This is a genomic window from Streptomyces sp. NPDC005202 (assembly GCF_040608235.1).
GTDB lineage: Bacteria > Actinomycetota > Actinomycetes > Streptomycetales > Streptomycetaceae > Streptomyces.
Map to the genome: position 1 here is coordinate 228,386 of NZ_JBEXHW010000004.1, position 19,097 is coordinate 247,482.

A 19,097-nucleotide genomic window follows, 5' to 3' on the forward strand; every position below is an offset into this window, starting at 1 on the left:
GTACGTGAGCGAGAGCAGTGCGGAGGCCGTCGCGAACGCCGCCACGGCGGCCGTCGCCTCCGCCACGGGGGCACCCGGCAGCTGGCGCCGGGCGACCGGCATCGCGGGCGCCGCGATAGGCGTGGTCGCCGCGGGGGCGGCCGCCGGTGTCGCCATCGAGCGGATGACCGTCGGCCGCGGCATGCGCAGGAAGGCCCGGCTCGCCCTGGACTCGGCCGGCCCCTACGGGGCGCTGCGCGGCACCCCCGGCAAGGCGCACGCCGACGACGGCACCGAGCTGTACTACGAGGTCGACGACCTCGACCCCGACACCACCGCCAACCTCAGCCCGCGCCGCCGCCGGCTCTTCGGGCGCAAGGCCCCCGCCCCCGTCACCGTCGTCTTCAGCCACGGCTACTGCCTCAGCCAGGACTCCTGGCACTTCCAGCGCGCGGCACTGCGCGGCGTCGTACGGACCGTGCACTGGGACCAGCGCAGCCACGGCCGGTCCGAGCGCGGCGTGTCCCAGGTGCAGAACGACGTGCCCATCACCATCGACCAGCTGGGCCGCGACCTGAAGGCCGTCATCGACGCCGCCGCGCCCGAGGGGCCGCTCGTGCTGGTCGGACACTCCATGGGGGGCATGACGGTCATGGCCCTGGCCGCCCACTACCCCGAGCTGATCCGCGAGCGCGTCGTCGCCACCGCCTTCGTCGGTACGTCGTCGGGGCGGCTCGGTGAGGTCAACTTCGGGCTGCCGGTGGCCGGCGTCAACGCGGTCCGCCGGGTGCTCCCCGGAGTGCTGAGGGCGCTCGGGCAGCGGGCCGAGCTGGTGGAGAAGGGGCGGCGGGCCACCGCCGACCTGTTCGCCGGGATCATCAAGCGGTACTCGTTCGGGTCCCGGGACGTCGACCCGGCGATCGCCCGGTTCGCGGAGCGGATGATCGAGAGCACGCCGATCGACGTGGTCGCCGAGTTCTACCCGGCCTTCACCGACCACGACAAGACCGAGGCGCTCGCCCTCTTCAAGGACATGCCGGTGCTCGTCCTGGCCGGGGTCAAGGATCTGGTCACGCCCAGTGAGCACAGCGAGGCGATCGCCGACGTTTTGCCGGACGCAGAGTTGGTGTTGGTGCCGGACGCCGGTCATCTCGTCATGCTGGAGCACCCGGCAGTCGTCACCGACCGCCTCGCTGATCTGCTCGCCCGCGTAGGGGCGGTGCCAACCACGGCTACCGTGGGTGGCTGTGACTCCGCCTCCTCCTGACGGAGGTGGCTTCCAGCCTTTGGCTGCGGTCCAGCCCGGACCGACCCCTTGCGGGGCGTGACAAGCGTAATACAGCAAGTGAGTGACGATGGAAGACATCGCAGCATCGCACGCCGCGGCGCCTGATGGGGTTGCCGTTGAGATCACCGTCAACTCCCCTGAGCAGATGCGGGAGTTGGGCCGCCGCCTGGCCAAGCTGCTGCGCGCCGGCGACCTCGTGATGCTCACCGGGGAACTCGGCGCGGGCAAGACGACGCTGACGCGCGGGCTCGGCGAAGGCCTCGGCGTGCGCGGCGCCGTCACCTCCCCGACCTTCGTGATCGCCCGTGTGCACCCGTCCCTCGGCGACGGTCCGCCGCTGGTGCACGTCGACGCCTACCGCCTGTCCGGCGGGCTCGACGAGATGGAGGACCTCGACCTCGACGTCTCGCTGCCGGACTCCGTGATCGTCGTGGAGTGGGGCGAGGGCAAGGTCGAGGAGCTGGCCGAGGAGCGGCTGCAGATCCTGATCCACCGGGCCGTCGGCGACACCACCGACGAGGTCCGGCACGTGAGGGTGACCGGGCTCGGCGAGCGGTGGGAGGCCGTGGACCTCGGGGTGCTGACCGCCTGAGGAGCAAGCCGCAGCCGCCGCCGTACGTGGTCGCCCGGTGTGTCCGTGCGCGACCTGCCGGCCTCCCGTGCCGCCGCGGACGTGATCTCCCGGCCGCCGCGCGAGGAGGAGCCGGAGGCCGCCCGGCCGGTGGACGAGCACCGCGAGGCCGCGTAGCTCCCATCGGATGACCGCGGGGTGGCCTCGCCCTAGCGGATGACGACGACCTTCTGCCCGATCGTCGCGAACATCCACATCGCCTCTCCGTCCGCCCGCGACTCGCGGATGCCGCCGGTCTTCACGGTCGGGGCGGGGGTCGGCGTGGAGCCGTCCACCGCCGCGCTGAAGCCGATGACGACCCCGCTCACGCTGGTGAAGCGCACGACGTGCTCGATGGGGGTGCCGTCGGTGCCGGTGACCGCGTTCGAGCGGGACGTGACCGCGTAGGTGCCCGGGAGGGGGTCGACGCTGCCCGGGGTGACCTTGAAGGTGTTCTCCACCCTGCTGCCCGCGCCGACCAGCCACACCCGGTCGTCGTCCACCGAGTACACGACCCGTTCACCTGTGCCGGAGCCCTGGGGCAGGGCGGCGGGGTTCTTCTTGTCCCGGGGCGCCTTGGTGGCGCTCGCGGCGGGCGTCGCGCGCGGGCCGGGCCTGCCGCCCAGGCTCTCGGGGACGCTCGCCTGCGCCCGGTAGGCGAGGAAGCCGACCGCGGCGACGGCTGCCGCGGTGAGCCCGGCCACGAATCCCGAGCTGCTCCTTGCCACCGTCCACCTCTGCATCACGTCGTACGAGCTGCTTCGTGGTGACGGTAGCAGCCGAGGAGCGCACCACCGGGGCGGCCGTGCCGGGGCCGCAGGAGCCGTAGGCTGTTTGCGTGCTCTTGCTCGCTCTGGATACCGCCACCCCTGCCGTCACCGTCGCCCTGCACGACGGCACGGCCGTCATCGCCTCGTCGAGCCAGGTGGACGCCCGCCGGCACGGAGAGCTGCTGCTGCCGGCCGTCGACCGGGTGCTCGCCGAGGCCGGGCTGAAGCTGGACGCCGTCACGGGCATCGTCGTCGGCATCGGCCCCGGCCCGTACACCGGACTGCGCGTCGGGCTGATGACCGCCGACACCTTCGGGCTCGCCCTCGGCGTCCCCGTGCACGGCGTGTGCACCCTCGACGGCCTCGCCTACGCGGCCGACGTCCCCGGCCCCTTCGTCGTGGCGACCGACGCCCGCCGCAAGGAGGTCTACTGGGCGCGGTACGCCGACTCCCGCACCCGCGTCACCGACCCGGCCGTCGACCGGCCCGCCGACATCGCCGAGCAGGTCAGGGGCCTGCCCGCGGTCGGCGCGGGCGCCCTGCTCTACCCCGACACCTTCCCGCAGGCACACGAGCCCGAGCACGTGTCGGCCTCTTCCCTCGCCTGCCTGGCCGCCGAGAAGCTGGCGGCGGGCGAGGAGCTGCCCGCGCCCCGGCCGCTGTACCTGCGGCGGCCCGACGCCCAGGTGCCCAAGAACTACAAGGTGGTCACCCCCAAGTGACAGGACAGACGACGACCGGATCCGCGACCGGCGGTCCCGCGACTCCTGTGCTGCGCGAGATGCGCTGGTGGGACATCGACCCCGTGCTGCAGCTGGAGAAGGACCTGTTCCCCGAGGACGCCTGGTCCCGGGGCATGTTCTGGTCCGAGCTCGCGCACTCCCGGGGCCCGGCGGCGACCCGGCGGTACGTCGTCGCGGAGATCCCCGGGGAGAACGGCGACCGGATCGTCGGGTACGCGGGCCTGGTCGCCTCCGGTGACCAGGCGGACATCCAGACCATCGCCGTCGCCCGCGACTACTGGGGCACCGGGCTCGGCTCCCGGCTGCTGACCGAGCTGCTGCGGGCCGCGACCGCCTTCGAGTGCGCCGAGGTGATGCTCGAGTGCCGCGTGGACAACGTCCGCGCGCAGAAGCTGTACGAGCGCTTCGGCTTCGAACCCATCGGTCTCAGACGCGGCTACTACCAGCCGGGGAGCGTGGACGCCCTGGTGATGCGCCTGTCCACAGCGTCCGACAGCGGCTCCGCCGCGGGTGCAACCTCCGTCAACGGCGTACAAGGAACCGAGATCCATGACTGACATGCGGGACGAGCCGCTCGTCCTCGGCATTGAGACCTCCTGCGACGAGACCGGCGTCGGCATTGTCCGCGGCGCCACCCTGCTGGCGGACGCGGTCGCCTCCAGCGTCGACGAGCACGCCCGTTTTGGCGGGGTCGTGCCGGAGGTGGCGTCCAGGGCGCACCTGGAGGCGATGGTGCCGACCATCGACCGCGCGCTGAAGGAGGCGGGCGTCTCGGCGAAGGACCTGGACGGCATCGCGGTCACCGCCGGCCCCGGGCTGGCCGGCGCGCTGCTGGTCGGCGTCTCGGCGGCGAAGGCGTACGCCTACGCGCTGGGCAAGCCGCTGTACGGCGTGAACCACCTCGCCTCCCACATCTGCGTGGACCAGCTGGAGCACGGCCCGCTGCCGGAGCCGACGATGGCGCTGCTGGTGTCCGGTGGGCATTCCTCGTTGTTGTTGTCGACGGACATCACGTCCGACGTACGTCCCATGGGCGCGACGATCGACGACGCCGCGGGCGAGGCCTTCGACAAGATCGCGCGCGTGCTGGACCTGGGCTTCCCGGGCGGCCCGGTCATCGACCGGTACGCGAAGGAGGGCGACCCGGAGGCGATCGCGTTCCCGCGCGGCCTGACCGGCCCCCGGGACCCGGCCTACGACTTCTCCTTCTCCGGCCTGAAGACGGCGGTCGCCCGCTGGATCGAGGCCAAGCGGGCGGCGGGGGAGGAGGTCCCGGTGCGCGACGTGGCGGCCTCCTTCCAGGAGGCGGTCGTGGACGTGCTGACGAGGAAGGCGGTACGGGCCTGCAAGGACGAGGGCGTCGACCACCTGATGATCGGCGGCGGCGTCGCGGCGAACTCCCGCCTGCGGGCCCTGGCGCAGGAGCGCTGCGAGGCCGCCGGCATCCGCCTCCGCGTCCCCCGGCCCAAGCTGTGCACGGACAACGGCGCGATGGTCGCCGCGCTGGGCGCGGAGATGGTGAGCAGGGGCCGCGCGGCATCGAGCTGGGACCTGTCGGCGGACTCGTCGCTGCCGGTGACGGAACCGCACGTGCCGGGGCACGACCACGACCATGTGCACGAGGTCGGCGAGGAGAACCTCTACTCATGACGGTCGCCGTGATGTGGGAGGCGCGGGCGGCCGCGGGCCGGGGCGAGGAGCTCCTGGCCTGGGCGCGGGCGCAGAGGCTTGCGCGCGAACCCCTGCGCCGGGAGACCTTCCGCGCCCCCCAGGACCGTGTCCTGGTCATCACGTGGTGGGACGCGCCCTGCGATGCCGACCTCCCCGAACTTCCGGAGCCGGACGGGGAGTTGGTGACGCGGGCGGTGCACCGCTGGCGGTTCGAGTCGGTGGGGACGGACTGACGGGCAGTACGAGAGCTTCCACGGCCGGTCCGGGACGCGGGGCGTACCCGACCATCGACTTCCCCCACCGTCCCCCCGGCGCGGTGGGTCACGCGGTGGGTCAGTGGGTCACCCCACCCCCGACACCTCCGTCTCGCACCGCAGCCGCCGGTCCGGGCCCAGGACCCCTACCGGTCCGGTCAGCGTGAGCCGTGCCGTGTGCCGTACCTCGGCGCTGGATGCCGCCACCCGTAGTTCCAGCGCGCCCGGCTCGACCACCCGCGCGCCCGAACGGTCGGTGAACGCCGACAGGTCCGCGTGGAAGCGGAAGGTCACCCGGCGGGACTCGCCCGGGGCCAGCTCCAGCCGCTGGTAGCCCCTCGACCTCGACGAGATCCCCGACGAGGAGGGCCTCGGCGTCGATGCCGCCGGGGTCAAGTTGGTCGTCGAGGTCACTTCGCCCGGACACCGGAACCTCCAGCGGGACCGTGTCCGCAAGCGCCGCGAGTACGCCCGGGCCGGGATTCCGGTCTACGTGATCGTCGACGACTTCGACGACGACGGAGCCGTCGTCGTCCTGACGTCCCCCGACCCCAAGAAGGCCAGGTACACCGACGAGCATCGCGTTCCGTACGGTACCGACGCGGTGATTCCGGAGGGGCCGGCCAAGGGTTTCGCCGTCGGCAAGGCGATCGTCGCGTCCTGACGGGCCTCAGCCGGACGGGTGGCCGATCAGCATCGTCGGCGCCGCCGCCACCCGCGTCAGGAAGACGGTCGCCGCGTTCGGCCCCTGCGGCTTCGGAAGCACCTTCCTGCGCAGTTCCTCCGGCTCCACCGCCGACCCCCGCTTCTTCACCGTCAGCGTGCCGACCCCGCGTTCCCGAAGCAGTGCTTTCAGCTTCTTGACGTTGAAGGGGAGTTGGTCGGTGATGTCGTAGGCGGAGGCGTAAGGCGTCGGGCGGAGCTCGTCGGCCGTCACATACGCGATGGTCTCGTCGATGAGGCCCCCGTCGAGTTCTTCGGCGACCTCGGCGACCAGGTGGGCGCGGATGACGGCGCCGTCGGGTTCGTACAAGTAGCGGCCCACAGGACGGACTTGGGGGTTTGGGAGGCCGCGGCCGCGCAGGGTGCGCGGTCCCGGGAGCAGGGTCGCCCGCACCAGTCCCGGCTCGGTGCCGAACCACAGCACCGCCTCCTTCACGTCCCCGCCGTCGGAGATCCACTCCGCCTCGGCCTCGGCGGGGACGGCCTCGTGGGGGATGCCGGGGGCGATCTTCAGCGCCGCGCGGGGTGCCTTGAGCGCCGTGTCCACCGCCCACGAAAGGGGCGGGGAGTACGCCTCGGGGTCGAAAATCCGGCCGCGTCCACCGCGCCGCGCCGGATCCACGAACACGGCGTCGTACGGCGAGGTGTCGACGTCCGTGACGTCCGCCTCCCGGACCTCGATCAGGTCGGCGAGCCCCAGCGCCTCGGCGTTCGCCCGCGCCACGGCGGCCGTCAGCGGGTCCCGGTCCACGGCGAGGACGCGGATCCCGGCGCGGGCGAGCGCGATCGCGTCGCCCCCGATCCCGCAGCACAGGTCGGCGACGGAGGTCACGCCGAGTTCCCGCAGCCGCCCCGCCCGGTACGTCGCCACCGTTGTCCGGGTCGACTGCTCGACCCCGTTCGGCGTGAAGAACATCCGCTCCGCGTCCTGGGCCCCGAACTTCGCCGCCGCCCGCTGCCGCAGTCGGGCCTGCCCGAGCGCCGCCGACACCAGTTCGGCGGGGTGCTCGCGGCGCAGGCGGGTGGCGACGGCGAGTTCGTCGGCCGGGTCGGTGCCGCGCACCTCGTCCAGGAGGGCACGGCCCTCGGGGGTGAGCAGCGAGGCGAAGGCGTGGAGGTGGTCGTTCACCGGCTCATTGTGGGCCAGTCGGTGGATGGTGCGCCTGCGGCCGCGGTGTCGGCCCCGGTTCCGGGCGGTGGCCTGGGAGGATCCGGCACCATGCGAGTAGTAGTACAAAATGACAAAAAGTGTGACAGTGGGGGCGCGTACCGCACGGCGGGGATCCCCGGCGGTCTCGCGGCCCTGGCAGTCGCCGCCCTCGCCGCCGGCTGCGCGCAGCCGGACACGCCCGTACGGCCCGCCCACGGCCAGCAGCGCCTCCAGGCGCCCCCGGCCCGCGCCCTCGACTCCTACGCCACCCGGCTGCACGCCTCCTACGAGACCCGCGCGGCCGCCGCCAGGCGCTGGGGCCTGAACAAGGTCCCGCTGACGCCTCCACCGCCGCCCGCGCAGAAACCGAGGATCACCGCCCGCGAGGGCTTCGAGGTGGACCAGCAGGAGGAGCTGAACCTGCCCCCGGTCTTCACCACCATCCCCACCAGGGACAGGGTCGTCTTCCTCACGATCGACGACGGCGAGGAGAAGGACCCGGCGTTCCTGAACATGATGCGGGACCTGAAGATCCCCTACACCGCCTTCCTCAGCAACTACCTGGTGAAGGACGACTACGGCTACTTCCGGAAGATGCAGGCCTCGGGGGTCACCCTCAACAACCACACCCTCCACCACCCCTACCTGCCCGGCCTGTCCTACGAGGAGCAGAAGCACGAGATCTGCGACATGCAGGACATCATGAGGCGGCAGTTCGGCAAGCGCCCGCAGGTCTTCCGCCCGCCCTACGGCTCCTACAACCAGGACACCCTGCGCGCCGCCAAGTCCTGCGGCATCAAGTACGCGCCCATCTGGGACGAGGAGGTCTTCGTCGACCACTGGGAGTACCGCGAGACGGACCAGGACCTGCACCCCGGCGACATCGTCCTCACCCACTTCCGGGGCCGGAACGACTGGAAGGGCACGATGCCCGACATGGTCCGCCGGTTCCTGCACAAGGTCACGGCCGAGGGGTACGCGGTGGCCCGGCTGGAGGACTACCTGTGAGGCTGCGGCGCGCGGCCGCGGCCCTGCTCGCGGCCGCGCTGCTGACCGGCTGCGCGCCGTCCGTGGACCCGATCGAGCGGCTGGGCAGGAAGGCGGCCCAGCGGGTACGGCCGCACGGGCCGGCCGCCGAGCAGCCATACCGCCGCTGGGGTCTCGCAGCCCCGCTGGCCCCGGCCCCGAAACCGCCGGCCCGGCCCCGGCTCCCCGGCACGTCGGGCCCGGGGCTGCCCCCGGTGGTGAACCACATCCGCACCTCCGACAAGGTCGTCTTCCTCACCTACGACGACGGGGCGGAGAAGGATCCGCGGTTCGTCGACATGGTCCGTGAACTGCGGCTGCCGGTCAGCATGTTTCTCACGGACAGAGTCGTCGGCCCGGGCTACGGGCACTTCGCGCGGCTGCTGTCGGTCGGCGCGGACCTGCAGAACCACACCCTCGACCACCCCTCGCTGCGCGGCCTGCCCTACGCCGGCCAGCGCGCCGAGATCTGCGGCCAGCGGGACAAACTCAGGTCCCGCTTCGGCGTCCGCCCCCGCCTCTTCCGCCCGCCCTACGGCGCGTACGACGCGACGACCCTGCGCGCGGCCGCCGACTGCGACGTCTCGGCAGTCGTCCTGTGGCGGGCGTCGATGACGGAGACCGGCCTGCACTTCACCCGGGGCCGCGACCTCCACCCCGGCGACATCCTCCTCGTCGCCTCGGACGACGACGACCTCAACGACCTGACCCTCCGCGAACGCACGACGCGGCTGCTCCGCCAGATCCAGGGACGGGGGCTGACGGTGGGGCGGCTGGAGGACTACTTCTGAACCGGGTGACCTGGGTCTTCTGAACCGGGTGACCGGCAGCAACAGGCAGCCACCGGTAACCGCGTCCGCCCGGACGGAGGACCGCTCAGGGGCGGGCTCGGGCGGGGAAGGCGGCGGTGGAATACGCCAACCGGGGCGTGGCGGAATACCCCAACCGGGGCGTAAGGGCACAACACCCGTACGGCCCTACGGAATCCGGTCCTCCGGCCCGCGCTTCGCCCATCCGGGACCGAGCTCCCGGGGACGGTCGCCGCAGCGCCGGGCAGGCTGCACAGACGTACGCCCACCACGAATCCCGGACGACGCGCCGCGGGCAATTGGCACTCCGCTTGACCGAGTGCTAACGACGGTCATAGTCTCGGTCCTGGCACTCCCCCCTGGAGAGTGCCAACTACGCGACGGGCAGGTCCGGCACCCGCGACGACGGATCGACCTGGTCGCCACCTCAGACAGTTAACCCCGTGAGATCTCCGAAGGGGGAGGTCGGATCGTGACGACCGCCAGCTCCAAGGTTGCCATCAAGCCGCTCGAGGACCGCATCGTGGTCCAGCCGCTGGACGCCGAGCAGACCACGGCCTCTGGCCTGGTCATTCCGGACACCGCCAAGGAGAAGCCCCAGGAGGGCGTCGTCCTGGCCGTGGGCCCGGGCCGCTTCGAGGACGGCAACCGTCTTCCGCTCGACGTGAAGGTCGGCGACGTCGTGCTTTACAGCAAGTACGGCGGCACCGAGGTGAAGTACAACAACGAGGAGTACCTCGTTCTCTCGGCTCGCGACGTGCTCGCGATCATCGAGAAGTAGTTCACCTCGAGCGCTTCTGCTCCGAATTGCGCCCCTGGCCCCCGCGACCGATAAGAAGCCGGGCGCCGGGGGCGCCGTTCGTTCACCTTTGCACCCCTGCACCTCTAGATTCCCGAGAGGGCCAACGCTCCCATGGCGAAGATCCTGAAGTTCGACGAGGACGCCCGTCGCGCCCTCGAGCGCGGCGTCAACAAGCTCGCCGACACGGTCAAGGTGACGATCGGCCCCAAGGGCCGCAACGTCGTCATCGACAAGAAGTTCGGCGCCCCCACCATCACCAACGACGGCGTCACCATCGCCCGCGAAATCGAGATCGAGGACCCGTACGAGAACCTCGGCGCCCAGCTGGTGAAGGAGGTGGCGACCAAGACCAACGACATCGCAGGTGACGGTACGACCACCGCCACCGTGCTCGCCCAGGCCCTGGTGCGCGAGGGCCTGAAGAACGTCGCCGCCGGCGCCTCCCCGGCCGCCCTGAAGAAGGGCATCGACGCCGCGGTCAAGGCCGTCTCCGACGACCTGCACGCCTCGGCGCGCCCGATCGACGAGAAGTCCGACATCGCCGCCGTCGCCGCGCTGTCCGCCCAGGACGAGCAGGTCGGCGAACTCATCGCCGAGGCGATGGACAAGGTCGGCAAGGACGGTGTCATCACCGTCGAGGAGTCCAACACCTTCGGTCTCGAGCTGGACTTCACCGAGGGCATGGCCTTCGACAAGGGCTACCTGTCGCCGTACTTCGTGACGGACCCGGAGCGCATGGAGGCCGTCCTCGACGACCCGTACATCCTCATCCACCAGGGCAAGATCTCCGCGATCGCGGACCTGCTCCCGCTCCTCGAGAAGATCATCCAGTCGAACTCCTCGAAGCCGCTGCTGATCATCGCCGAGGACGTCGAGGGCGAGGCCCTGTCGACCCTGGTCGTCAACAAGATCCGCGGCACCTTCAGCACCGTCGCCATCAAGGCCCCGGGCTTCGGCGACCGCCGCAAGGCGATGCTGCAGGACATGGCGGTCCTCACCGGTGCCACGGTCGTCTCCGAGGAGGTCGGCCTCAAGCTCGACCAGGTCGGCTTGGACGTCCTCGGCTCCGCCCGCCGCGTCACCGTCACCAAGGACGAGACCACGATCGTCGACGGCGCCGGCAAGAAGGAGGACGTCGAGGGCCGCATCGCCCAGATCAAGGCCGAGATCGAGACCACCGACTCCGACTGGGACCGCGAGAAGCTCCAGGAGCGCCTCGCCAAGCTGGCCGGCGGCGTGTGCGTGATCAAGGTCGGCGCCGCCACCGAGGTGGAGCTGAAGGAGAGGAAGCACCGTCTGGAGGACGCCATCTCCGCGACCCGCGCCGCGGTCGAGGAGGGCATCGTCTCCGGTGGTGGTTCCGCGCTCGTCCACGCCTCCAAGGTCCTCGAGGGCAACCTCGACAAGACCGGCGACGAGGCCACCGGTGTCGCGGTCGTCCGCAAGGCCGTCGTCGAGCCGCTGCGCTGGATCGCGGAGAACGCGGGCCTCGAGGGCTACGTGATCGTCTCCAAGGTCAAGGAGCTGGACAAGAGCCAGGGCTACAACGCCGCCACCGGCGAGTACGGCGACCTGATCAAGGCCGGCGTCATCGACCCGGTGAAGGTCACCCGCTCCGCCCTGGAGAACGCCGCCTCCATCGCCTCCCTCCTCCTGACGACCGAGACCCTGGTCGTCGAGAAGAAGGAGGAAGAGGAGCCGGCCGCCGCGGGCCACGGCCACGGCCACGCCCACTGACGTCTTACGTCGGCAAGCCTTGAGCAAGGCCCGGCGCCCCTGACGGGGTGCCGGGCCTTCGCCGTGCCTTGTCGGCTGATCAGCCGCCTCAGGAACCTGACGCCCTCCGCGAGCACCGCACGCGCACCGTCCTTGTCCGCCAGCCGAGCCGCGAGGGCGGCTTCCGCGAGCCGCTGGGGCAGGGCCTCGGCTATTTCAGCCCCCGCACGGCACGCACATCGACCTCGGGCAGGGTGAGGCCGGCTCGCGCGTCGGCCACAGCCGCCTGCCAGCTCTGCGCCGTCAGGTCGTCACGCAGCCGGATGAACCGGTCTTCCACGCGCCGGTGCGGCACAGTGACGGAGGAGAGGGAGACGGCCAGGGTGGCGTTCGCCCGGTGTCCGGCCCAAGTCCACCAGCGCACGTCGCCGTCGCCCTCCCGGACGATGACCATGCCCGCCGGGTGCACCGCATCCAGATGCGCTGGTCCTGCGCGGTGTCGGTGTCACCGGAGCCCGGTGGGCACGACGGCCCAGACGATCTTGCCGGGGGCGCCGGGCCGCGGGGCCGTGCCCCACTCCTTGGCGAGGGACGCGACGAGGACGAGTCCCCGGCCGCCGTCCTCCTCCGTCCCGGTTCCGCGTGCCACGGGCAGCCGCTCGCCGCGGGCGTCGCTCACCTCCACCCGTACGTGCCCTGCGTCCTGCGCGCTCAGCCGCAGCCCGGCGTCCCGGCCGGGCACCCGGCCGTGGGTGACGGCGTTCGCGGCCAGCTCGGCGACGACCAGCTCCACGGCGTCGTGGGCGGGTGATCCGTAGCTCCACCCCCAGGCGTCCATCTGGTGCGAGGCGAGCCTGCGGGCGAGCCGGGCACCGCGGGGCGAGGCGGTGAAGCGGAGGGTGAAGACCCTCTGGTCGGCCGGCCGCTGCGGCAGGTGCGCTGAGTCCTGTCGGTCGGGGGGTGTCGTCATGGACCGAAGATGTCGTGGCGGTGTCCGCCGTCGCCAGGTCCGACGCCCTTACGGTCGGGGTCTGTCGGGGTGGGGAGGGACCGGGTCGTGCTTGTCGGGGGCGTCGGGCCGCGGCTCCCCCCAGAGGTCTTCGTCGTCGACGGGTTCGGGCGCGTGTGTAGGCGGCCGCCGGGGCGGTGGACCGGGGTGCCGTCGTCGGGCAGGCCGCGCAGGATGTGCGTGCGGATGCCGCTGGGGGTGTGGCCGGCGGCGAGCCAGCGGGCGGTGAGGCGCGTCAGCTCGTCGTGCATGCCACGGGGGATCTGGCGGAGGGCGGGGGAGAGGCGGGGGAGGGTGGCTACGAAGGCGCCCGCCGCTTCGAGGGCGTGGGGGTCTGCCTCGGGGCCGCCGGTCTGCCCGGTGAGCGGCGCCGGGGGATGGTGGGAGGTGTTTCCCACGGGGTCTTTCTTTGGATGACCGTCGGTGAGCCGAGGAGTCGGGACACCGACGGCCGGAATCCGGGGACTCGGTGCGACCTGCGGCGACACGGGGTTCGAGGGGGGTTGTACGGCGTGTACGGGCGTCTGTGCCAGGAGCTTGGCCAGATGCAGTCGAACTGCACGCCTACGCCAACCACGTGGTCAAGGGACTCTTGCAGACCGAGGAGTACGCACGCGCAGTCTTCCGCATGTGGCGCCCGCTGCTGGACGAGGAGACGATTGAACAGGGCGTGGCCACTCGGATGGAACGCCAGAAACTGTTCACGCGACGGCCTGCCCCGCTCCTGAGCTTCGTCATCGAGGAACACGTACTGCGTCGGCCCCTGGGCGGTCCGGACGTGCTGCGCGGCCAACTGGAACAACTGCTGCTCTACGGGCACGAACGCAACGTCGAGATGCAGGTCATGCCGACCTGGCGCGACGAACACGCGGGTCTGGCCGGGCCGTTCACATTGATCCACCTCGGGGATCAGCGCAGGATGGCCTACACGGAAGTGCAGGACACGAGCGCCCTGTACTCGGACCCAAAGAAGGTCAGCCCGCTGGAGGCAACCTACGGCGTTCTCAGAGCGCAGGCGTTGACTCCGAGGGAGTCGCTGGCCTTCATCGAGAAGTTGTTGGGAGAGCTATGAAGACAGGCAGCCCCGCGCCTGCCGCTGGTGAACTGCGCTGGTTCAAGAGCAGTCACAGCGCGGGCAACGGCGGTGATTGCGTCGAGGTCGCAGACGCGGGTACGGCCGTGCTGGTCCGCGACTCCAAGCGGCCGAACGAAGCGGTCCTCACCGTCCCCGTCGCCCAGTGGACAGCGTTCGTACGGATGGCCGCGCGCGGTTGAGAGGGGCGAGGGGCGGTCGGGAGCCGTTGCGCTCCCTACCGCCCCTCACTCATGCCCGTATGTCAGTCACTCGTTTCCTCTGGCGACCGCGAGCCTTCTTCTCAGGACGCCCAGGCGGACATGCAGACCGACGCGTTACTGACTGTTGTCGCGCAGGTACCCGCGATAGCCTGCACGGTGTCCGTACGGCACTACCGGTGACGCGAGGGGCGCGAGGGGGACCGTGGAACGGGGCGACGTGCGAGGGCATTACGAGGGGCTCGCAGCCGAGTACGACGAGCACTGGGTCTACGACCCGGACTACGTCCCCTGGATGTCCGGCCGGATCGCCGAGGCGCTGCGGCTCACTCCCACGGACCGGATCGCCGACATCGGCTCAGGTACGGGCCTGTTCGCCCGGGAAGTGGCCAGACAGATCCAGCCACACCATTCCATCCTGTGTGTCGATCCCTCCGAAGCGATGCTCCGCGGGCTCGGCACACCGCCTCCGGCCGCCCTGACGCCGATCGTCGCCTCCGCGGAGGACATCGCCGAAGGGCGTGCCCGCCTGCCGTACGAACAGCTCGACGCCATGTGGCTGAAGGAATCGGTGCACCACGTGGCCGACCCGGCGCACACCCTGCGAGGCCTCGCCGGCCGACTGGCCCCGGGCGGCCGGCTGCTGGTGGCCATGCTCTCGGCCACCATCCAGTACCCCCTGTTCAAGGCGGCCCTCGCACGATTCGAGGAACTGCAGCCCGACCCGGCGGTCATCGCGGGACACCTGCGGGCGGCCGGGCTGGAGACGACACTCGGCCATGTCGAGCACGAGCTGCGCATCGACCGGGACAGGTACTTCGGCATGGTGCGTGCCCGCTACATGTCCCTGCTCTCCACCTTCACCGACAGCGAGATCGAGAAGGGCATCGAGGAGATGCGAGTCGCTCATCCGGAGCCCGTGCTGGTCTTTCCCGACCGGTTCGCGTTCGTTCTCGGCCGACGGCGGGGTGAAGGCGCGTGAGCACCGTGGTCGACGAACGGCTGCGGCGCCTGCGGAGAGAACTCGACGACCACTCGCGGATCGCCGATCGCCTGGGACTCGATCTGGAACGGCCGTTACGGTCTCTCGACGACGGATATCCCGAAAACGCGGTGGCGCTGGTCGGGAAATTGACCGAGAAGCTGCTCAAGGAGCTGTGGCGGCACCATGGCGTCGAGGGCGACCCCGCGACGAAGGCCCTGAACGACCTCGTCAAGCGCTGCCGTCCCTACATCCGCAGCAGCACCGTCCTGGACGCGCTCGACGACATCCGACGCCTCCGCAACCGTTCCACGCACGACGGGTACGACATCAGCGATGAGGACGGACTGCTTGCGGTCCGTAGGCTCGTCGACGTCCTGGTCTGGTTCACCGACACCGGGAGCGCGGCCCTTCTCGGCGGCGAACCCGACATGGCACCCGAGGTGGCGCGCCGCTGCGAATTCCTCGCCGGGCTGTACGTCACCCTCGGCTACCGGCAGGCCAAGCGGTTCGTCCTCAGCCCGGACACCGTGTACCAGCTCTTCTGCCGGGAGTCGGGGATGCGGCTCGAGTACGTGGAGCTGATGCTCTCCCGTGACGCCGACGACCTCAGCACCGTCCTCGCCTCCAGCGGTGGCGAGTTGCTGCGCACCCGGCTGCCCAAGCTCACCCGGTTCGTCGTCCTGGACGATGACGGCGGCGCGGCATCCGGAGCCCTCCACCAGCTGCTGGGCACCGACTTCCGGATTGTGCGATACGACGGTTTCGTCGACACCCTCGTCAATCTCGACGCCCATCTCGCCGGGTTCACCACCGCCGACGCCTCGTCCGAGCCCCAGGCCGTCGCCGCGGCGGTGCTCACCACCGACCCGCGCACCGGCGAGACGAAGGTGACGGAATCCGGCGACGCGGCGGAACTGCTGACGCGCCTCGCGCGCGGCAGCGCGAACGTCCTGGTCACCGGTCGGGCCGGAAGCGGCAAGAGCACACTCCTGCGCACGCTGGCCGGCAACCCGGAAGTCCGCCGCTTCCGTTTCTACTTCGACCTCGGTCTCAAACCCAAGGACGAACCGTTCTCCGAGTACGTGGCCCGCCTCCTGGCGCCGGCCATGGCGTCGGACCGCTCCCGCGCGTATGACCTCTTCCTTTACCTCATCCGGTCGGGAACCGCGCTGTGCGTGCTCGACGCCGTCGACGAGGGCGTCGAGGAACCGAGTCCGGCCGGTTTCCTGCGGCTCTTCACCGATCTCGCGGCCGTCCTGTCCGCCGAATCGGCGGTCGTCATGAGTTCGCGGGTCTCCTTCCTCGCGGACTCGCCCCAGGTGCGTCAGCTACTGGACAGCGGCGCCGGCCGCTCCGAACAGCTCGTCGAGCAGATGTACGCCAACGGCGTCGACCCGTCACGCGTCCCGCACTTCCACGTCGTACGTCTGACCGAGCCGGAGGCAACCCCGCTCGAGCAACGCCTCACCGCGCAGCTGGGCCTTCCGCCGGGGAAGACGCTCGCGGACATTCTCAGCACACACATCACACGGACGTTGGCCGAGTGCGGGCGGCCCGACCTGGAGCGGCGGCTGCCCGCGGCATTCGGACGGGCCTTCCTTACCGACCGCACCGTCTTCTCCCTCCTCGACCTCCACCGCGAGCTGGGGGGCGACGCCTTCGAGGACGGACGCCTCGATCCAGAGGCCTGTCTCCTCGGACCGCTGCTGCGCCCGGCGGGGCACGACCACTTCGCCTTCGTGCACGCGGCGTACCAGGAACTCCTCGCCGCCAGGTACCTCGCGGACCCCGCACACCTGAATGCGGCGGCGGACCTCCCCGGCGGTGCCTACCTCACCGAGCAGGTGCGTGCCTTCCTCGCCGGCATGCGCGCCGGCGCGGAGAACAACGACTGCGTACTGCCCGCCGGGGCATACCTGGTCGGTCCGGCCGAGCGGCTGCTGATCCGCCGCGTCGAGCGCTCCGTGCGCTTCGACCGCCAGGCCGTGACCGTCGCACGGTACCGCCGCTTCCTCGACGCCCTCGACGCGGACGGCACCTCGCCATGGGACCACCCGGACCAGCCGGCCCACGTCACCCACCGCCCCTGGACCGACCGGCTGCGGCGTCCCGACTACTACGAAAACCCACGCTACGACGACCATCCGGCGATCTGCGTCAGCTGGTGGAGCGCGTACGCCTTCGCCGCGTTCGAGGGCAAGCGGCTGCCGACCGCCCTCGAATGGGAGGCGGCCGCGCGGGGCACCGACGGGCGGCTCTTCCCATGGGGCGACACACCGGACAGCACCCGAGTCAACTGCGCCGACTCGTGGGTCGGCCGACCCGTCGTGACGTACCAGGCCTGGTACCGGGACTTCGCGGGCGACGCCGTCCGCCGGGCCGGCGTGACACCCTCCGGTGAACGCCTCGGCAACTGTTCCCCGTTCGGCGTTCTGGACATGGTGGGCAACTGCTGGGAATGGACGTCCACCAGCCTGGTCGATCCCGGAGAGGCCGTCATCTGCGGCGGTAGCTACGACAACCCCATGCGTGCGGTACAGGCCAGTACCAAAGGTCTCTATCGGAAGCGTGGCGGAAGCAACGCAGTCGGCTTCCGGTGCGTGCAGGACATCGACTCGGCCGAGGCAGAGGAGACCACAACATGAGCGGCGGCGGGCCGCGACACGGCACCATCGTCGACAGGCGGCCGAGCGGCGGAGGGCTGAGCGGTGCACTCGGCTCCTACATCGTCCGGGACGACGAGGACGAGCGGTACTACAGCTTCGACTACCGGCAGATCGTGACCGAGGGTTTCCGGACCATCCGCACCGGCGAACGCGTCCGCTTCCACGTCAGCGGCGACAGTCCCTACCGGGCGGAGTTCGTCATTCGCCTCGACCAGCCCGACCCGGCCGAGTACTACCGGTGACCAGCGACGGAGTACCCCTGCTCGACGACGTCACCGGGGCCCGCCAGGAACTGACCGTCGTCCTGCCCGTGCGGCTGCTGCGCGTCCCCGACTGGCCGGAAGGCCCCTTCCCGTTCGCGTTGGGCAGCCGCCGCACCGACGCCCGAACCAGGTCCACCTACTTCGCCCCCGCCTCCGCCCGGGCCCTCTACGGTGCACCCGGGCGACCGCGACGCTGGCACCTGCCACTGGACGTCAAGCACGACGGACTGCATCTGCTCGGCATGGAACTCCTCCGCGCGGCCACCGCACGCAACCCCGAACACGCCCTGGCTGTCCTGCACTTCACTGTGGAGCGACCGCTGCTGCCCGTCCTGCGGGCTCTGTCCGGACGGACGGCTGCCCTCGACGAAACGCTCACCGGCCCGTTCGACCCGGCCAGGTTGCTCGCCGGCATCGTCGACGTCCGTGCTCACAACGCCCCGTTCGCCATCGCCCGTCCCTACACGATCGCCTTCCTGACCCCGACGGCTAGGCACACTCCCGCTCTCCGTGCCGCCCCGGAAGAGGAACTGCCCGCCTCCGCGTACCGGTGGCTGTGGCAACTGGCCTCGCGCTCCACCCCGCAGGACTTCCCCCTGCCACCGGAGACCGCAGGTGAACACTTCAAGGACGCCGTGCGCATCTCGGCGGACTGGAGCGCCCTGGTACTGAGACAAGGCGCCGCCTTCCTCGGCCACCGGCCCGACAGCGGTGTGGGCGACTTCTTCGATTTCGGCGCACTGCACTCCCGTACCGTCTACCTCGATGCCCTGCTCCTCGGCTCCCTGCAGCGCGACCACATCGACGAACTCACCGACGAACTCTCGGAGGTGTTCACTTCCGCCCGCCGGCTGGCACGCCGTGTCGCCGCATTGGAGCAGAACATCGCGGTCTTCCGCAGCAGCTACTGGCGACAGCACCTCACCGCCCACGGCCCGGCGAACGAACTGCTGCTCGCCTTCCAGAACCAACACCGGCTGCCCGCCCGGTTCACCGAGATCCTCGCCGAAGCCGCCGATTACAGCAGGCTCGTGCAAACACAGGAAAGTCAGCAGATCAGCGGGGCCCTGGGCGTCCTGACCATCCTGGGCCTGCCACTCGGCACCGCCCTTGGCATCCTGCAGGTCCTCGACGACCACTCCGTGCCCCACCTGCTACTGGCACTCGCCCTGTCGGTCGCAGCGACGGCGGCAGTCCTGACCACCCGCTACGGCCGCCTCGTTCTGTCGTCGCTGCGGGGCGGGGACGGCGAGGAGCGAAGCCATGCTCGTGACAGAGAAGGTGCTGCTGTTCGACGAGGCCCTCGCCAGGGAGGGGACCAGGACCGATGACATCGTCGA

At 71.0% G+C, this 19,097-nt stretch carries 21 protein-coding genes and 2 pseudogenes; 17 read left to right on the plus strand and 6 right to left on the minus strand.

Annotation, left to right across the window (positions count from 1 at the left end):
• Nucleotides 1-4 precede the first annotated feature (4 nt).
• Both ABZV31_RS10145 and tsaE read left to right on the plus strand, forming a co-directional pair.
• A complete protein-coding gene (locus ABZV31_RS10145; protein ID WP_355890675.1) occupies nucleotides 5-1,246 on the plus strand; it encodes an alpha/beta hydrolase in 1,242 nt (413 codons plus the stop codon).
• Nucleotides 1,247-1,334: 88 nt separating this feature from the next.
• Entirely contained in the window at nucleotides 1,335-1,859 is a 525-nt protein-coding gene (gene tsaE, locus ABZV31_RS10150; RefSeq protein ID WP_355890678.1) for a tRNA (adenosine(37)-N6)-threonylcarbamoyltransferase complex ATPase subunit type 1 TsaE, read from the plus strand.
• 188 nt (nucleotides 1,860-2,047) lie between these two features.
• Here the strand turns inward: tsaE and ABZV31_RS10155 are convergent, their stop codons facing one another.
• Entirely contained in the window at nucleotides 2,048-2,581 is a 534-nt protein-coding gene (locus tag ABZV31_RS10155) for a hypothetical protein (protein ID WP_355890681.1), read from the minus strand.
• Nucleotides 2,582-2,715: 134 nt separating this feature from the next.
• Between ABZV31_RS10155 and tsaB the strand changes: the two genes are divergently transcribed.
• The 4 genes from tsaB to ABZV31_RS10175 are packed head-to-tail and all read left to right on the plus strand — an operon-like array spanning nucleotide 2,716 to nucleotide 5,294.
• Entirely contained in the window at nucleotides 2,716-3,369 is a 654-nt protein-coding gene (gene tsaB / locus ABZV31_RS10160) for a tRNA (adenosine(37)-N6)-threonylcarbamoyltransferase complex dimerization subunit type 1 TsaB (RefSeq protein WP_355890684.1), read from the plus strand.
• Between the two features lie 59 nt (nucleotides 3,370-3,428).
• Entirely contained in the window at nucleotides 3,429-3,947 is a 519-nt protein-coding gene (rimI, locus tag ABZV31_RS10165) for a ribosomal protein S18-alanine N-acetyltransferase (protein WP_355891206.1), read from the plus strand.
• Nucleotides 3,940-5,040: a tRNA (adenosine(37)-N6)-threonylcarbamoyltransferase complex transferase subunit TsaD gene (gene tsaD / locus ABZV31_RS10170; RefSeq protein WP_355890687.1), complete on the plus strand. Its 1,101-nt coding sequence runs from the start codon at nucleotides 3,940-3,942 to the stop codon at nucleotides 5,038-5,040. The genes rimI and tsaD overlap by 8 nt, the downstream gene beginning before the upstream one ends.
• Nucleotides 5,037-5,294 carry a hypothetical protein gene (locus tag ABZV31_RS10175; RefSeq protein ID WP_355890689.1) on the plus strand — a complete coding sequence of 86 codons (258 nt, stop codon included), beginning with the start codon at nucleotides 5,037-5,039 and terminating at the stop codon, nucleotides 5,292-5,294. The genes tsaD and ABZV31_RS10175 overlap by 4 nt, the downstream gene beginning before the upstream one ends.
• A gap of 108 nt (nucleotides 5,295-5,402) precedes the next feature.
• Here the strand turns inward: ABZV31_RS10175 and ABZV31_RS10180 are convergent.
• Nucleotides 5,403-5,651, minus strand: a pseudogene (locus tag ABZV31_RS10180) (fibronectin type III-like domain-contianing protein); the annotation flags it as partial.
• 61 nt (nucleotides 5,652-5,712) lie between these two features.
• Between ABZV31_RS10180 and ABZV31_RS10185 the strand changes: the two are divergent.
• Nucleotides 5,713-5,979 (plus strand): Uma2 family endonuclease, encoded by a 267-nt coding sequence (locus ABZV31_RS10185; protein ID WP_355890692.1) that lies wholly within the window; start codon nucleotides 5,713-5,715, stop codon nucleotides 5,977-5,979.
• Between the two features lie 6 nt (nucleotides 5,980-5,985).
• On the opposite strand, the gene ABZV31_RS10190 is transcribed toward ABZV31_RS10185, so the two are convergent.
• The gene (locus tag ABZV31_RS10190; protein ID WP_355890695.1) at nucleotides 5,986-7,275 is read right to left on the minus strand and encodes a class I SAM-dependent methyltransferase; all 1,290 of its coding nucleotides are present in this window, start codon (nucleotides 7,273-7,275) and stop codon (nucleotides 5,986-5,988) included.
• Here ABZV31_RS10190 and ABZV31_RS10195 point away from each other — a divergent pair.
• The 4 genes from ABZV31_RS10195 (at nucleotide 7,258) to groL (ending at nucleotide 11,562) form a co-directional block, all read left to right on the plus strand.
• Nucleotides 7,258-8,196 carry a polysaccharide deacetylase family protein gene (locus ABZV31_RS10195; protein WP_355890698.1) on the plus strand — a complete coding sequence of 313 codons (939 nt, stop codon included), beginning with the start codon at nucleotides 7,258-7,260 and terminating at the stop codon, nucleotides 8,194-8,196. The two genes, ABZV31_RS10190 and ABZV31_RS10195, sit on opposite strands and share 18 nt — an antisense overlap.
• Nucleotides 8,197-8,198: 2 nt before the next feature.
• Entirely contained in the window at nucleotides 8,199-9,005 is an 807-nt protein-coding gene (locus tag ABZV31_RS10200) for a polysaccharide deacetylase family protein (protein WP_355891209.1), read from the plus strand.
• 490 nt (nucleotides 9,006-9,495) lie between these two features.
• Nucleotides 9,496-9,804 carry a co-chaperone GroES gene (gene groES, locus ABZV31_RS10205; RefSeq protein WP_009190181.1) on the plus strand — a complete coding sequence of 103 codons (309 nt, stop codon included), beginning with the start codon at nucleotides 9,496-9,498 and terminating at the stop codon, nucleotides 9,802-9,804.
• A gap of 132 nt (nucleotides 9,805-9,936) precedes the next feature.
• Nucleotides 9,937-11,562, plus strand: a complete 1,626-nt coding sequence (gene groL / locus ABZV31_RS10210; protein ID WP_355890700.1) for a chaperonin GroEL — start codon at nucleotides 9,937-9,939, stop codon at nucleotides 11,560-11,562.
• A gap of 190 nt (nucleotides 11,563-11,752) precedes the next feature.
• Here the strand turns inward: groL and ABZV31_RS10215 are convergent, their stop codons facing one another.
• From ABZV31_RS10215 to ABZV31_RS10225, 3 genes are read right to left on the minus strand one after another with little or no spacing between them, the layout of a single operon-like run.
• Nucleotides 11,753-11,995, minus strand: coding sequence for a hypothetical protein (locus ABZV31_RS10215; protein ID WP_355890703.1), 243 nt, complete (start codon nucleotides 11,993-11,995; stop codon nucleotides 11,753-11,755).
• Between the two features lie 51 nt (nucleotides 11,996-12,046).
• Nucleotides 12,047-12,511 carry an ATP-binding protein gene (locus ABZV31_RS10220; protein WP_355890706.1) on the minus strand — a complete coding sequence of 155 codons (465 nt, stop codon included), beginning with the start codon at nucleotides 12,509-12,511 and terminating at the stop codon, nucleotides 12,047-12,049.
• The gene (locus ABZV31_RS10225) at nucleotides 12,508-12,948 is read right to left on the minus strand and encodes a hypothetical protein (protein ID WP_355890709.1); all 441 of its coding nucleotides are present in this window, start codon (nucleotides 12,946-12,948) and stop codon (nucleotides 12,508-12,510) included. The genes ABZV31_RS10220 and ABZV31_RS10225 overlap by 4 nt, the downstream gene beginning before the upstream one ends.
• A 149-nt stretch (nucleotides 12,949-13,097) precedes the next feature.
• Between ABZV31_RS10225 and ABZV31_RS10230 the strand changes: the two are divergent.
• The 6 genes and pseudogenes from ABZV31_RS10230 to ABZV31_RS10255 all read left to right on the plus strand — a co-directional run.
• Nucleotides 13,098-13,622, plus strand: a pseudogene (locus ABZV31_RS10230) (DUF5753 domain-containing protein); the annotation flags it as partial.
• Nucleotides 13,619-13,825: a DUF397 domain-containing protein gene (locus ABZV31_RS10235; RefSeq protein ID WP_355890712.1), complete on the plus strand. Its 207-nt coding sequence runs from the start codon at nucleotides 13,619-13,621 to the stop codon at nucleotides 13,823-13,825. The pseudogene ABZV31_RS10230 and the gene ABZV31_RS10235, both read left to right, overlap by 4 nt.
• A gap of 238 nt (nucleotides 13,826-14,063) precedes the next feature.
• Nucleotides 14,064-14,825: a class I SAM-dependent methyltransferase gene (locus ABZV31_RS10240; RefSeq protein WP_355890714.1), complete on the plus strand. Its 762-nt coding sequence runs from the start codon at nucleotides 14,064-14,066 to the stop codon at nucleotides 14,823-14,825.
• Nucleotides 14,822-17,473, plus strand: a complete 2,652-nt coding sequence (locus ABZV31_RS10245; RefSeq protein ID WP_355890717.1) for an SUMF1/EgtB/PvdO family nonheme iron enzyme — start codon at nucleotides 14,822-14,824, stop codon at nucleotides 17,471-17,473. Before ABZV31_RS10240 ends, ABZV31_RS10245 begins: the two co-directional genes overlap by 4 nt.
• Nucleotides 17,470-17,736 carry a hypothetical protein gene (locus ABZV31_RS10250; protein WP_355890720.1) on the plus strand — a complete coding sequence of 89 codons (267 nt, stop codon included), beginning with the start codon at nucleotides 17,470-17,472 and terminating at the stop codon, nucleotides 17,734-17,736. Before ABZV31_RS10245 ends, ABZV31_RS10250 begins: the two co-directional genes overlap by 4 nt.
• Nucleotides 17,733-19,088: a hypothetical protein gene (locus ABZV31_RS10255; RefSeq protein ID WP_355890723.1), complete on the plus strand. Its 1,356-nt coding sequence runs from the start codon at nucleotides 17,733-17,735 to the stop codon at nucleotides 19,086-19,088. The genes ABZV31_RS10250 and ABZV31_RS10255 overlap by 4 nt, the downstream gene beginning before the upstream one ends.
• Nucleotides 19,089-19,097: the final 9 nt, after the last annotated feature.